We start from the raw sequence: 12,989 nt of genomic DNA on the forward strand, positions 1-12,989 counted from the left end.
TACGGAGACGTGTGCGGGGTTTCTTGCGGCTGTGACGGCTCAGAGATGGGCGTAGACGTCGTCCAGGGAGATGCCGCGGGCGACCATCATCACCTGGACGTGGTACAGCAGCTGCGAGATCTCCTCGGCGGCCGCTTCCTTGCCCTCGTACTCGGCGGCCATCCAGACCTCGGCGGCCTCTTCGACGACCTTCTTGCCGATGGCATGGACGCCCTTGCCGACCAGTTCTGCGGTGCGGGAAGTGGCGGGATCGCCGTGGGCGGCCTTGTGCTGGAGCTCGGTGAAGAGCTCCTCGAACGTCTTATTGGACATGGTGACGCTCAGCCTATGCCAAACCCCGCAGACGTCAGTGCCACGGTTCAGATACTGAGCGGAGGGTCGCCGCGGTCGCCACCGCCGCGGTCACCGCCTCGTGCCCCTTGTCCTCGTTGGAGCCCTCGATGCCGGCCCGGTCCAGGGCCTGCTCCTCGGTGTCGCAGGTCAGTACGCCGAAGCCGACGGGGACGCCGGTCTCGACGGAGACCTGGGTGAGGCCCTGGGTCACGCCCTGGCACACATACTCGAAGTGCGGGGTGCCACCGCGGATGACGACACCGAGGGCGACGATCGCGTCGTAGCCGCGGCCCGCGAGGACCTTGGCGACGACCGGGAGCTCCCAGCTGCCGGGGACCCTGAGCAGGGTCGGCTCGTCGATGCCCAGGTCGTGCAGGGCGCGCAGGGCGCCGTCCACCAGGCCGTCCATCACCTTTTCGTGCCACTGCGCCGCGATGACGGCGACCCGCAGGTCTCCGACGTTGCGTACGGACAGTTCCGGTGCGCCCTTGCCGCTCACGTTCTCTTGTCTCCTCGGTGACTTCTGACGGTCTTCTACTGGTTGCTGCAGGTGGACACGGGGGCCGTGTCCAGCCAGGGCAGGTCGTGGCCCATCCGGTCCCGCTTGGTGCGCAGGTAGCGGAGGTTGTGCTCGCCCGCCTGTACGGGCATCGGCTCGCGGCCGGTGACCTTGAGGCCGTGGCGGACGAGCGCGTCGGTCTTGTCGGGGTTGTTGGTCATCAGGCGCACGCTGCGGACGCCGAGGTCCTCCAGGATCTGCGCGCCTGCGCCGTAGTCCCGGGCGTCGGCGGGCAGGCCGAGCTCCAGGTTGGCGTCGAGGGTGTCGCGGCCGCGCTCCTGGAGTTCGTAGGCGCGCAGCTTGGACAGCAGGCCGATGCCGCGGCCCTCGTGGCCGCGCAGATAGACGACCACTCCCCTGCCCTCGGACTGGATGCGCTCCAGGGAGGCGTCCAACTGGGGGCCGCAGTCGCAGCGCAGGGAGGAGAAGATGTCGCCGGTCAGGCATTCGGAGTGGACACGGACCAGGACGTCCTCGCCGTCGCCGATCTCGCCGTGGACGAGGGCGACGTGCTCGACGCCGTCGACGGTGGAGCGGTAGCCGTAGGCCGTGAACTCGCCGTGGGCGGTGGGCAGTTGGGTCTCGGCCTCGCGGCGGACGGTGGGCTCGGCGGTACGGCGGTAGGCGATCAGGTCCTCGATGGAGATGATCGTCAGGCCGTGCTTGCGGGCGAAGGGGATCAGCTCGGGCAGGCGCAGCATGCGGCCGTCCTCGCCGGCGATCTCGACGATCGCGCCGGCCGGGCGCAGCCCTGCGAGGCGGGCGAGGTCGACGGCTGCCTCGGTGTGGCCGTTGCGTACGAGCACACCGCCGGACCTGGCGCGCAGCGGGAAGATGTGGCCGGGGCGGACGAAGTCGTCGGCGTGGGTCTCTCCGCTCGCCAGTAGCCGGAGGGTGGTGGCGCGGTCGGAGGCGGAGATGCCGGTGGTCACGCCGTGCGCGGCGGAGGCGTCCACGGAGACCGTGAACGCGGTCTTCATCTGCTCGGTGTTGTCCTCGACCATCTGCGGAAGCTTGAGCCGGTCCAGCTCCTCGCCCTCCATGGGCGCGCAGATCAGGCCGCGGCACTCGCTCATCATGAAGGCCACGATCTCGGGGGTGACCTTCTCGGCGGCGACGACGAGGTCGCCCTCGTTCTCGCGGTCCTCGTCGTCGACGACCACGATCGGGCGGCCGGCCGCGATGTCGGCGATGGCCTGCTCGATGGGGTCGAGCGACCAGTCCTCGATGCCGTCGGTGCTGTACAGGATCGGTGCCGTGGTCATGCCGGCGCTCCTTCCGGGACGGGCTGCGACGCCTGCCGGGAGCGCAGCCACCAGTCGCGCATGCCCCACAGGACGAGTGCGCCGTAGATGACGTAGACGAAGCCGGAGAAGGCGTAGCCGTTGGCGAAGTTGAGGGGGACGCCGACCAGGTCGACGAGGAGCCAGGCGATCCAGAACTCGGTCATGCCGCGGGCCTGGGCGTACATGGCGACGATGGTGCCGACGAAGATGTAGGCATCCGGCCAGGGGTCCCAGGACAGGGACGGATAGGCCTTGAAGAGCAGGGCGACGGCGACCGTGCCGACGGCCGCGGCGGCGATCATCGCGCCGCGCTCGCGCCAGGTGGCGAACCGCGGAGCTATGTGACCGTCCTCCGCCTGCCCCTTGTTGCGGTTCCACTGCCACCAGCCGTAGAGCGCCACGACCATGACGACGACCTGCTTGCCGGCGCTGCCGGCGAGGTGGCCGTAGAAGGCGATGAACAGGACGAGACCGGAGAGGAACTGGACCGGCCAGGTCAGCAGGGAGCGGCGCCAGCCGAGGGCGAGGGTGATCAGGCCGAGTATGTTGCCGATCATGTCCGACCAGATGATGCGCTGGTCGAGGAGGGTGAAGGCCTGCGAGTTCAGCCAGTTCACCGGTCCGCCCCCTGACCGGCCCCGAGCAGGCGCTCGACGTACTTGGCGACGACGTCGACCTCGAGGTTGACCGGGTCGCCGGGCTGCTTGATGCCGAGCGTGGTCAGGGCGAGGGTGGTGGGGATGAGGCTGACCGTGAAGTAGTCCGGGCCTGCGTCGACCACGGTGAGGCTGATGCCGTCGACCGTGATGGAACCCTTCTCCACGACATAGCGGGTCAGCTCCGCGGGCAGGGAGATCTTGATGATCTCCCAGTGGTCGGAGGGCTTGCGCTCCAACACCTCGCCCGTGCCGTCGACATGGCCCTGGACGATGTGGCCGCCGAGGCGGGCGCCCACGGCCATGGGGCGTTCCAGGTTGACGCGGGAGCCGACGGCGAGGGCGCCGAGGCTGGAGCGGGCGAGGGTCTCCGCCATGACGTCGGCGGTGAACTCGTCGCCCTCGTGGTCGACGACGGTGAGACAGACTCCGTTCACGGCGATGGAGTCGCCGTGCTTCGCGCCGTCGGTGACGACGGGGCCGCGCAGCCGGAAGCGGGAGGCGTCGCCGAGGTTTTCGACGGCCGTGATCTCGCCCAGCTCTTCGACGATTCCGGTGAACACTTCCCGGGTCCTCCTGCCTCTTCGGGCACGGACTCCGGGGCCTGTCGATGACGACAGAATGAACGAGCGAGGGCACCTGGGGCGACGCCGGACAGGACCCGCCCCGAGGACGAGCCCAGATACGGCGGCGCGCATACGTGGATGCCCGCCCGCCGCGCACTGCCTCCCATCCGGACTTTAACCGTCGGTCCAGGAATTTCACCTGGTCAACCGGCCGCTGGAAGCGGTCGGGTCGCGGACTGTAACCGCCGGTTCGGACTTTCACCGACCCCGGAGTGCGCTGCTTCTGGTACAGAGTCAGTGTGCCACGCCTGATCGAGGTCCATACGGGCGAACGGTGTGGGTTGGCTCACAGGCGCTGTCGATGGACTTCTCAACCCGGCCCACCTGGTGGACCCTTTGGTCTAGTCCTTTCCGGATCTTCCGAGACCGGTCCGGCGGTGGTGACGACGGCCCTTGCCCACCGCCGGGCCTCACAACTCCCCCGTCCACGGGCTCTGGCAGGGTGGTGCGCATGAGCAGCGCGATCGCCGACGAGTTCGAGACGCACCGCCCGCGGCTGTTCGGCCTCGCCTACCGCCTGCTGGGCTCGGCCGACGAGGCGGAGGACACGGTCCAGGACGCCTATCTGCGTTTCAGCGGGGCCGACCGCACGGGCATCGAGTACCCGGGGGCCTGGCTGGCCAAGGTCGTCACCAACCTCTGCCTCACCCGTCTGACCTCGGCCCGCGCCCGGCGCGAGCACTACGTCGGAACCTGGCTGCCGGAGCCCGTGATCACCTCGGACGGCACGCTCGGCCCGCTGGAGTCGGCCGAGCAGCGCGATGCCGTGTCGATGGCGATGCTGATCCTGCTGGAGCGGCTCAGCCCGACCGAGCGCGCGGTGTACGTGCTGCGGGAGGCGTTCGGGTACGGGCACCGCGAGATCGCCGGCGTACTGGACCTGAGCGAGGCCAACTGCCGTCAGCTGTACCGGCGGGCGGTGCAGCGGGTGGGCGAGGACCGGTCCCGTTTCGAGCCGGCGCCCCAGCGCCAGGAAGAGCTCGTCGCGTCGTTCCTCACGGCGGCCCGGGACGGGGATCTGGCCGGGCTGGAGAAGCTGCTCACCGCGGACGTGGTCTGGTCCAGCGACGGCGGCGGCAAGGTCAGCGCGGCCCGGCGGCCGGTCGAGGGGCTGGACAAGGTGGCGCGGCTCGCGGTGGGCGGCGCCGAGCGGTTCGCGGCCGGCCTGGACTTCACGGCGGCCGAGGTCAACGGCGAGACCGGACTGGCCGCGTGGGCGGGCGACGCGCTGGTCGGCATGGTCGCGTTCGAGGTGCGGGACGGTCTGATCTCGCATGTGCGGGTGGTGCTGAACCCGGACAAGCTGGGCTTCGTCCGGCGGCAGCTCGCGCGGGAGGCGTAGTGGTATGTCACATTCCACGCGCCTGCTCAGTCTGAGCTGACGTAGGGCGCTCCACCCGGGAGAGCCCGGCGTCCGAAGGGGCTGAACAGCATGACCACGATCCTGGTGACCGGCGGCACCGGAACCCTCGGCCGGCTCGTCACCGAGCGGCTGCGGTCGGACGGGCACGAGGTGCGGGTGCTCAGCCGTCACACCCAGCCGTACGCCGTCGATCTGCGCAAGGGCGGTGCCGGGCTGGAGGCGGCGGTCGCCGACGTGGACACGATCGTGCACTGTGCGACGACGCAGACCGGCGGTGACGAGAAGGCGGCCGAGAACCTGGTCGCGGCGGCGCGGCGGGCCGGGGTGGGGCACCTGGTCTACATCTCGATCGTCGGCGTCGACCGGGTGCCGTATCCGTACTACCGGACCAAGTTCGCCGTCGAGAAGCTCATCGAGGAGTCGGGGCTGGGCTGGACCGTGCTGCGCGCGACCCAGTTCCACGATCTGCTCGTGATGGTGTTCAAGGCGCTGGCCAAGCTGCCGGTCATGCTGCTGCCGGCGCGCGTGAGCGACCAGCCGGTCGAGGTGGCGGAGGTCGCTGCGCGGCTGGCCGAACTGGCCGCCGGCGCTCCCGCGGGGCGGGTCGAGGACATGGGCGGGCCGGAGATCCGGACATTCGAGTCGCTGGCGCGCGCGTACCTGAAGGCGACCGGGCGTCGGCGGGCGGTGGTGAACGTGCCGCTGTGGGGCAGGGCGTACCGGCAGTTTCGCAACGGTGGCCACCTCGCGCCGGAACACGCCGTCGGCAAGGGGACGTTCGAGGAGTACCTCGCCGGGCCGCGCGGATGAGCCGCCGCGACCGGCTCCGCACGGGCTTCGGGCTGCTCGCCGGTGTGCAGGTGCTGCTCGGCCTGTGGATCCTGCTGCTGCCGGCACCATCTGGAAGTGGCGCTGGGTGTCGCTGCTCCCGCCGTACAACGAGCATCTGAGCGCTCCGCGGGAAATGCGGTGTCTCGGCTGCGGGCACATCGTGGCTGGTCGCGCAGTTCCCCGCGCCCCTTCGAGGCGCTGCACGACCGCACCCGTCGCTGAGCTGGAGCCCGTCGCATACCGCTCGGGAGGCACGGATCACCGCGCGGACCACCGCCCGGGCGGCGCGAACAGCTCGTCCTGAGCGCCGTCCCGCGCGGTGAGCAGGGCTCCGCGGAGTACGGCACTGCCACCGAGGGCGCTCGCTCGGACCTCGGTGGGCAGCGGGGACATACGGCGGACCCGTTCGGCCACGCGGGCGGCGAGTCCGTCGCCGCCCGCCTGGCCGACCTCGCCGCCGAGGACGAGGCAGCCGGGGTCGAGGATCGCCACCACGGAGGCGACACCGACGGCAAGGCGATCGGCGAGGGCGTCGAGGAAACGGGCGGCGGACAGGCTCTCGCTCGATTGCCCGGGCGGCACCACCGTCCTCCCGACATCCCCCGAAACCGCTGCCTCGGGCACTCCGCCGACCCCCGAAACCGCTGCCTCGGCCACCCCGCCGACCCCCGAAACCAGCCCCACCGCCGCCCGCACCACCCCGGCGGCAACGGGCTCATGCGCCGGCCCCTCCGCCGTCAGCCCGTGCTCCCGTGCCAGCTCCACGATCGCCGCCGAGCCCGCCAGTGAGTGGAATCCCCCGTCGCAGTCCGTCGCCGAGGGCAGGGCGGTCGTCCCCGGTACGGGCAGGAAGCCGATCTCCCCGGTGCCGCCGGAGGCGCCGCGGCGCAGAGTGCCTTCCAGGACCACGGCCGCGCCGGTGCCGTGGCCGAGCCACAGCAGGACGAAGGTGTCGCGGTCCTGGGCGGCACCGTCGCGCTGTTCGGCGAGTGCCGCGAGGTTGGTCTCGTTCTCGACGCTGACGCGGGCCTCGGGGAGGCGCTCCTGGAGGGCGGCGACGAGGCGGCGGTGCCACTCGGGCAGGCCCGAGGAGTCGCGGAGTTCGCCGGTGGACGGGTCGATCAGGCCAGGGGCGCCGATTCCGACGGTGTGGAGACGGTCGGCGCCGGCCTCCTTCGCCACGCGTTCGACCAGCGCGACCGCCTGCTCCACCGCCGGGCCGGTCCCCGTCTCGCCGCCGATCGGCAGGGACGCCTCGGCGAGCACCCGGCCGACCAGGTCGGAGACGACCACGGACACGCCCTCGGTACGGACGTCCAGGGCAGCGAGATGCGCGCGGTCCGCGACGATCCCGTACAGCTTCGCGTTCGGTCCGCGCCGCTGCTCCCCCGCCTCCCCGACCACGGTGAGCAGGCCGGACACGGTGAGGCGCTCCACCAGGTCGGCGACCGTCGGCCGCGACAGTCCGGTCAGCTGCTTCAACTGGCCTGCCGTCAACGGGCCCTCCTGCTGCAGCAGACGCAGGGCGAGCCGGTCGTTGATGGCCCGGGCGGTGCTGGGGGATGCGGGCATGCCGGGATCCTTCCAGATCGGCGGGACCGGGCCGAGGCGGGCGTGCGTCCGGGCGGCCGACAATCCTCTATCTATCAGGCAGGGTTCCTGATAGTTTACGCGACGCCGGTGGGAACCGTATGGGGAAGGGGAGGGGCCGAGAATGAGCGACGTGGTCTACGACCTGCGCGAGGTGAGGCGGGCCCGGTATGCCGTGGCCGCCGTGTTCGCCGTGCACGGCGCCGTCACCGGTTCGTTCGCGACCCGCGTGCCGTGGGTCCAGGAGCATGCCTCGCTGAGTGCCGGACAGCTCGGCTTCGCCCTCGCGTTCACCGCGTTCGGTGCGTCCTGCTCCATGCCGCTGGCCGGGCGGATCAGTCACCGTTTCGGGAGCCGTACGGCGCTGCGCGGCCTGATCGCGCTGTGGACGCTCTCCCTCGTCCTGCCGTCGCTCGCGCCGAACATGCTCACGCTGTGCCTGGCGATGTTCGCGTACGGGGCGAGCGCGGGCATGGCCGACGTCGCGATGAACGCGCTCGGGGTCGAGGTGGAGCGGCTGCTCGACAGGTCGATCATGTCGAGCCTGCACGGCATGTGGAGCGCGGGCGCGCTGATCGGCTCGGCGGCCGGCACGCTCGCCGCGCACCTCGGTTCGGACGCGCGCCTGCACTTCGCGCTGGCGGCGGCCACCCTCACTCTGCTCGGCGTGCCGGCCTGCCGCTGGGTGCTCGACGTACAGGCCACCGAGGACGAGGAGCCGCCGCCGAGGTTCGCGCTGCCGCCGAAGTCCGCGCTGCTGATCGGCACCGTCGGCTTCTGCGCGGTGTTCGCGGAGGGCGCCAGCCTCGACTGGTCGGCGGTCTATCTGCGCGACCAGCTCGACACCTCGGCGGGCCTGGCCGCCGCGTGCACGACCGGTTTCATGCTCACCATGGCGGTGGCCCGGCTCGTGGGTGACGTGGTGGTCAACCGCTTCGGCGCGGTCCGCACCGTGCGGGCGGGCGGCGGACTGGCGGTCCTGGGCGGGCTGCTCATCGTCGTCGCGGGTCATCCGGCCGTGGCGATGGGCGGTTTCGCGCTGCTCGGCCTCGGCATCGCGGTCGTCGTGCCGCTGTGCTTCGCGGCGGCGGGCCGCAGCGGCCCGAACCCGAGTCAGGCCATCGCGGGCGTCGCGACCATCACGTACACCTCGGGCCTGATCGCACCCAGCCTCATCGGCGGGGTGGCGCAGGCGACGAGCCTGATGGTGTCGTTCATGCTGGTGACGGTCCTGGCGTGCGGTCTCGCGGCCTTCGCGGGCGTTCTGCGCACCGGCGACCGCAGCCGCCCGGAGGTCAGCCGTCCGAGCGCAGCAGTTCCCGACCCGCGGCCCTGAACCCCTCGCTCCACGGCGCGGGGCGCATCGTCTCCGAGTCCAGCCGCACCAGCACCCGGATGCCGTGCGCGTATGTCGTAGAGCCGTCCGGTGAGCAGAACCGGAAGCCGTAGGTCAGTCCGGTGTTGCCGAGCCGTTCCAGCCAGAGGTGGACCGCGTAGGAGCCCGGCCGGGTGACCGGGGCCTCATAGCTGATCCGGAGTTCCTTGACCGCGTTGCAGGCGTCCCCCGCCGCGGCCCAGTCACCTTCGAAGCTGAAGCCGTACCCCTGGAACAGCTCGGCCCAGGCCCGCTCGACCATCAGCGGGTAGCGGGCGTTGTGGAGCAGGCCGAGGGCGTCCAGGTCGTCGAAGTGGACGGTGACGGGGATCAGCCGGCCATGGGCCGGGGCGGGGGCGATCGTGGCTTCGGCGGTCACGGGTGGGGCTCCTGAGCAAGGGGACGAAGCGGTGGGGACGCTCCATCCTAAGCGGACGCTCAGGAGCCCCGGTCGGGAGGGCCGCCGGAAAGGACCTGGTCAGCCCGCTATCGAGTCCAGCTGCTCGGCCGCCGGGCGCAGCGCCCACAGGTCACCGCCGGGCGGTGTCTCCAGCTTCGGGACGGCCTGCTGAGCGGCCTTGTCACCCGCGTCCGCCGCCGCGTGTACGACGTCGCTCGCCGCGTAGCGGTGGAACTCCAGCTCAGGGTGCGGCCATGCGGCGGAGCCGGTCGCGGCGGGCAGGAGGTAGTCGGCGGCCTTGAACAGCCCCTGCCCGTCCGACCCTTGATAGGCCCACAGGTTCACGCCGACGTGCCGGCCGATCGCCGCGAGCCGGGTGTACGCGACCAGGTCGAAGGTGGAGTAGTGCCAGCTCCGCGTCCGGGCGAGCTCCTGCGGCTGGCTGCCGTCGGCCGCGATCTGCGGGTCGATGCGTCCCGTACGCGCGGCGAGGACGGTTCGGCGGGCCAGTGCCCGGTCGCCGGTCGCGTAGGCGAGGGCGGCGAGCTGCATGTCGTAGAAGGTGCCGTGGTTGTTGGCCGCCGCCCCCTCCTCCTTGCCGAAGGCGCTGTTCCTCAGCCAGCCGAGGAAGTCGGAATTCCACCGGGACATCCCCGTCCGGTCGGCCTTGGTCCAGCCGGGGGCGCCCGTACCGAGGATCGCCAGGGCGTCGACGACGCTGGTGTACGACTGCGAGAAGTCGATGATGCCGATGGCCCGGCCGTCGTACTTGCATGGGATGAACTGGGCGTGGTCGAGGTTGGGGTTCATGCGGGTGGCCGGGGCGAGGAACCAGGTGCGCAGGACCTGGGCCGCCTTTTCGGCGTAGGCCCGCTTGCCGGTGTAGTACCAGGCCAGGGACAGGTCGTAGGCCGAGTCGAAGACCTTCTCGACGTCCTGGCGGTCGGTGCCGGAGTCGACCTCGGGGTTGCGCTGTCCGTCCCGTTGGACATACGGGCAGCCCCACGGGTTGTCGGCCGTCGGGGCCCGGGTGGGCCACCAGTAGGGGGCCTGGCTCAGGTATTCGTGGAGGTCGCCGCCGGGTGCCGGCTTCGGCTTGTCGACGACCGTCCAGGAGCCCTGGGTCAGCCAGTTGTCGGCGCGGGTCGTCAACTCCCCCAGGGCGCGCTGCAGTTGTGGATCGCCCTGATCCAGGCGGAGCTTCGTCCGCTGCAGCCGGGCGCCGTCGAGGACGGCGGTGTCGGGAGCCATGGGGGCCGCGTGCGCGGAGGGGACGAGGACGGCTGCGAGGGTCACCACCGCGGCCAGCAGGACGGCGGCACGGGATCTTCCACTCATCGAGCACTCCGATCCATCGAACGAGGGGTCAGGAATGTGAACGCAGTTCATGAGTAGGACCGTGCGAGCGTAAAGGCGCACGGCAGCCGTGACAATGGTCCGAACCGTCTTCAGCGCTCGTACCGCCCTGCGCGGATCACCGCGGCCACGCCCACGAAGGACAGGGAGCAGGGCCGCAGGACCAGCAAACTCACTGACCACTGGCGACCTCTCCGGCGTCGGCAAGGCGGACTGGGTCGGGCTGCCGTCCTTCCACGGACCGTCATTCCAGTGGTCGGCGATCCTCGTGGCACTCCCGGTCGTGATCGCCCTGGTCGCCGAGAACGCCGGGCACGTCAAGGCGGTCGGTGAGATGGCCGGCGACCCCCTGGACGACAGACCGGGCACGGCGATCGCGGCCGACGGCATGGGCTCGGTGCTGTCCACCGCGGTCGGCGGCCCGCCCACTGGGCCGCCGCCGGTTTCGCCCTTCTCTTCGGCCTCAGCCCGAAGTTCGGCGCAGACGTGGCCGCGATCCCGGGCGGCGTCCTCGGCGGCGTCAGCGTCATCCTCTACGGCGTGGTCGGCCCGCTCGGCGGGCAGATCTGGGCCAACGCCCGGGCGGACGCCTTCGCACCCGCGCATCTCAAGACCCAGCAGCCACTCCTGGACGAGGGCACGTCCTCCTACGACGAGGCCAAGTCATAGGCGTACGACGGACTGAACGTGCCCGGAGCCCCCTTGCAGCCGTCCGACTCCCCCGGCAGCTTCACCCACAGATAGGCGTCGATGCGCGCCTCGCCGGTGCTGAGCGTGGGCGCCCGGCCGATCCTGCGGCCCGCGGGGTCGCACCACTCGCCGTCGGCCGGGGCGCCGTTGCCGTTGCGGCTGGTGTCGATGACGGCGCCCAGGCCGGCGGCGCCGCCGAGGGCGGCGAGGACCTGGCGGTCGTAGGCGATCTCGTCCGGCGTCGTATGGAAGTTGGAGACGTTGCTGAAGATCCCGTCGGAGGAGGCGGCCGACGCGGCACCCGCCTTCTTCAGCAGTGCGGCCTGCTGCGCGGCCGGGTTCCAGCCGGAGTGCCCGGCGTCGTAGTAGACCCGCGCCTTCGGGTCCGCGGCCTTCAGGACGCGGCCCGCGAGGGCCAGCGAGGCGAACCGGTCGGCGCGGGCACGGTCGGAGAGGCAGTCGGACTGGGCTATGGAGTCGGGCTCCAGGACGACGACGACCTCGCCGGAGCCGAGCCCCGCCGCGAACCTTTCGATCCAGGCGTCGTACGCGGCGAGGTCGGGTGCCCCGCCCTTGGAGGCGCCTCCGCAGTCGCGGCCGGGGATCGCGTACGGCACGACGACTGGCACCCGGCCCTGCGCCGCGGCGTCCGAGGTGACCGCGCGGACGCGGGAGGCGATGGTCGCCGGCGTGTAGTCGGCGAACCACACGGCGGCCGGCTGGTCGGCTATCCGGGACGCTATGACCGGCGTGCGCGGGTCGCGCGGGTTCGCTCGGACCCAGTCGAGCACGTGGGAGTCGGACTGCCGGTAGAGGCGGGCGGCCACCTCGACGGGCTCCCTCTTCTGCTCCGTCCTGGTGGGCGACGGGCTCGCCTTCATGGACGAACTCGGCTTCGGGGACGCGGACTTGGTGACCGCGGCCGACGCGGAGGGCACGACCGGCAGTTGCTCGACCCGCGGCGAACTGGTCACCTCGGGCTTCGCCTGTTCCGCGCCGCGCCCGTCGTCGAGCGCCGACATCATGCCGGTCGCGGTGCCTACGGCGACGACCACGGAGGCCGCCGCGACCATGGCGCTGCGCCGGTGGGCCCGTCTGCGCTCGGCCCTGCGTGCGGCCAGCCGCTGCGCGCGTAAGCCTGACACGGTGCTGCTCCCCCCACTCACGTTCCCCCGTTCTGGGGAAGCGCCGGGCCCGCCGACACCCTCGTCAGCCTAGGACTGGGACCCTTCCCCCATGGCGCAATTGGAACAGTTCACCACTTCTGTAGACGCAGTCGTCTCCCGGATGCGCGCCCTCGACGCGACCCTGCCCGAACGGGACGGTGTCGCGGTCTTCAACCGCGTCTACCTCGCCGTCACCGAGGCCGTCGACCGGAGCATCGACGCCCATCGGTTCGCGGACGCGCGGGCGGCGACCACGCTGGACGTACGGTTCGCGCAGCGCTATCTCGCCGCCGTCGACGCGGTCACCTACGAGCGGCGTCCGCCCGCCTGCTGGCGGCCCCTGTTCCAGCTCCGCCGCCATCCCGGAGTACGACCGCTGCAGTTCGCGCTGGCGGGCATCAATGCGCACATCGGCCACGACCTGGCGCTCGCCGTCGTGGACAGCTGTCGTACGTTGGGCTGCGAACCGGCCGAACTGGAAGACGAGTTCGATCGCGTGGGCGACCTCCTCGTCTCGCTGGAGGAGCGGATCCGCGAAGATCTGATGCCCGGCCCCGACCTCCTCCAGATCGCCGACCCGCTCACCCATCTGCTCGGCGCCTGGAGTCTGGAGCGCGCCCGGGACGCCACCTGGACCGCGGCACGGGCGCTGTGGGCCCTGCGCGGACTGCCCGAGGTCGCCGCCGAGTTCACCGAACGGCTGGATACGGCTGTGGGCTTCGCAGGCCGCATGTTGCTCACGCCGCTCCCCAGTTAGG

The 12,989-nt window shown here is 71.5% G+C and carries 13 protein-coding genes, 1 pseudogene and 1 riboswitch; of the genes and pseudogenes, 5 read left to right on the forward strand and 9 right to left on the reverse strand.

Translation table 11 applies throughout. The features are described from left to right. Positions 1-39: 39 nt before the first annotated feature. Genes IH68_RS0141565 through IH68_RS0141585 form a run of 5 tightly spaced genes read right to left on the reverse strand, consistent with a single transcriptional unit; the run spans position 40 to position 3,397 of the window. A complete protein-coding gene (locus IH68_RS0141565) occupies positions 40-312 on the reverse strand; it encodes a phosphoribosyl-ATP diphosphatase (protein ID WP_030946750.1) in 273 nt (90 codons plus the stop codon). Between the two features lie 34 nt (positions 313-346). Then, a complete protein-coding gene (gene ribH, locus IH68_RS0141570) occupies positions 347-832 on the reverse strand; it encodes a 6,7-dimethyl-8-ribityllumazine synthase (RefSeq protein WP_030946752.1) in 486 nt (161 codons plus the stop codon). A 35-nt stretch (positions 833-867) separates the two neighbouring features. Then, on the reverse strand, positions 868-2,157 hold the full coding sequence (locus IH68_RS0141575) for a bifunctional 3,4-dihydroxy-2-butanone-4-phosphate synthase/GTP cyclohydrolase II (protein ID WP_030946756.1): 1,290 nt from the start codon (positions 2,155-2,157) through the stop codon (positions 868-870). Beyond that, on the reverse strand, positions 2,154-2,795 hold the full coding sequence (pnuC, locus tag IH68_RS0141580) for a nicotinamide riboside transporter PnuC (RefSeq protein WP_030946760.1): 642 nt from the start codon (positions 2,793-2,795) through the stop codon (positions 2,154-2,156). Before pnuC ends, IH68_RS0141575 begins: the two co-directional genes overlap by 4 nt. Beyond that, entirely contained in the window at positions 2,792-3,397 is a 606-nt protein-coding gene (locus tag IH68_RS0141585; RefSeq protein WP_030946764.1) for a riboflavin synthase, read from the reverse strand. Before IH68_RS0141585 ends, pnuC begins: the two co-directional genes overlap by 4 nt. 152 nt (positions 3,398-3,549) lie before the next feature. Next, positions 3,550-3,680: riboswitch (FMN riboswitch) on the reverse strand. A gap of 231 nt (positions 3,681-3,911) precedes the next feature. On the opposite strand from IH68_RS0141585, the gene IH68_RS0141590 reads away from it, so the two are divergent. After that, the gene (locus tag IH68_RS0141590) at positions 3,912-4,802 is read left to right on the forward strand and encodes an RNA polymerase sigma-70 factor (protein ID WP_030946767.1); all 891 of its coding nucleotides are present in this window, start codon (positions 3,912-3,914) and stop codon (positions 4,800-4,802) included. 90 nt (positions 4,803-4,892) lie between these two features. Then, a complete protein-coding gene (locus IH68_RS0141595; RefSeq protein WP_030946770.1) occupies positions 4,893-5,633 on the forward strand; it encodes an SDR family oxidoreductase in 741 nt (246 codons plus the stop codon). Positions 5,634-5,912: 279 nt separating this feature from the next. Here IH68_RS0141595 and IH68_RS0141600 read toward each other — a convergent pair whose 3' ends face one another. Further along, positions 5,913-7,226, reverse strand: coding sequence for an ROK family transcriptional regulator (locus IH68_RS0141600; protein ID WP_030946774.1), 1,314 nt, complete (start codon positions 7,224-7,226; stop codon positions 5,913-5,915). A 142-nt stretch (positions 7,227-7,368) separates the two neighbouring features. On the opposite strand from IH68_RS0141600, the gene IH68_RS0141605 reads away from it, so the two are divergent. Next, positions 7,369-8,580: an MFS transporter gene (locus tag IH68_RS0141605; protein ID WP_030946775.1), complete on the forward strand. Its 1,212-nt coding sequence runs from the start codon at positions 7,369-7,371 to the stop codon at positions 8,578-8,580. On the opposite strand, the gene IH68_RS0141610 is transcribed toward IH68_RS0141605, so the two are convergent. Continuing rightward, the gene (locus tag IH68_RS0141610) at positions 8,540-8,998 is read right to left on the reverse strand and encodes an acyl-CoA thioesterase (RefSeq protein WP_030946776.1); all 459 of its coding nucleotides are present in this window, start codon (positions 8,996-8,998) and stop codon (positions 8,540-8,542) included. The two genes, IH68_RS0141605 and IH68_RS0141610, sit on opposite strands and share 41 nt — an antisense overlap. A 99-nt stretch (positions 8,999-9,097) precedes the next feature. Beyond that, positions 9,098-10,357, reverse strand: coding sequence for an alginate lyase family protein (locus IH68_RS0141615; protein WP_030946777.1), 1,260 nt, complete (start codon positions 10,355-10,357; stop codon positions 9,098-9,100). A gap of 180 nt (positions 10,358-10,537) precedes the next feature. On the opposite strand from IH68_RS0141615, the pseudogene IH68_RS54275 reads away from it, so the two are divergent. Continuing rightward, a pseudogene (locus IH68_RS54275) lies at positions 10,538-11,044 on the forward strand (solute carrier family 23 protein); the annotation flags it as partial. Here the strand turns inward: IH68_RS54275 and IH68_RS0141625 are convergent. Then, positions 11,023-12,138, reverse strand: coding sequence for a glycoside hydrolase family 6 protein (locus tag IH68_RS0141625; RefSeq protein WP_030946782.1), 1,116 nt, complete (start codon positions 12,136-12,138; stop codon positions 11,023-11,025). The pseudogene IH68_RS54275 and the gene IH68_RS0141625 sit on opposite strands and share 22 nt — an antisense overlap. 163 nt (positions 12,139-12,301) lie before the next feature. Here IH68_RS0141625 and IH68_RS0141630 point away from each other — a divergent pair, with 163 nt between their 5' ends. Continuing rightward, positions 12,302-12,988, forward strand: coding sequence for a DUF5995 family protein (locus IH68_RS0141630; RefSeq protein ID WP_030946785.1), 687 nt, complete (start codon positions 12,302-12,304; stop codon positions 12,986-12,988). The last annotated feature ends 1 nt before the right edge of the window (position 12,989 follow it).

It is taken from the genome of Streptomyces sp. NRRL S-646 (genome assembly GCF_000720765.1).
Taxonomy (GTDB): Bacteria; Actinomycetota; Actinomycetes; order Streptomycetales; family Streptomycetaceae; genus Streptomyces.

Coding starts and splice junctions, on each gene's coding strand:
- IH68_RS0141600 (WP_030946774.1), bottom strand. CDS start 7,226: ATGCCCGCATCCCCCAGCACCGCCCGGGCCATCAACGACCGGCTCGCC.
- IH68_RS0141615 (WP_030946777.1), bottom strand. CDS start 10,357: ATGAGTGGAAGATCCCGTGCCGCCGTCCTGCTGGCCGCGGTGGTGACC.
- IH68_RS0141630 (WP_030946785.1), top strand. CDS start 12,302: ATGGCGCAATTGGAACAGTTCACCACTTCTGTAGACGCAGTCGTCTCC.
- IH68_RS0141625 (WP_030946782.1), bottom strand. CDS start 12,138: ATGGTCGCGGCGGCCTCCGTGGTCGTCGCCGTAGGCACCGCGACCGGC.
- IH68_RS0141575 (WP_030946756.1), bottom strand. CDS start 2,157: ATGACCACGGCACCGATCCTGTACAGCACCGACGGCATCGAGGACTGG.
- IH68_RS0141565 (WP_030946750.1), bottom strand. CDS start 312: ATGTCCAATAAGACGTTCGAGGAGCTCTTCACCGAGCTCCAGCACAAG.
- IH68_RS0141595 (WP_030946770.1), top strand. CDS start 4,893: ATGACCACGATCCTGGTGACCGGCGGCACCGGAACCCTCGGCCGGCTC.
- IH68_RS0141605 (WP_030946775.1), top strand. CDS start 7,369: ATGAGCGACGTGGTCTACGACCTGCGCGAGGTGAGGCGGGCCCGGTAT.
- IH68_RS0141590 (WP_030946767.1), top strand. CDS start 3,912: ATGAGCAGCGCGATCGCCGACGAGTTCGAGACGCACCGCCCGCGGCTG.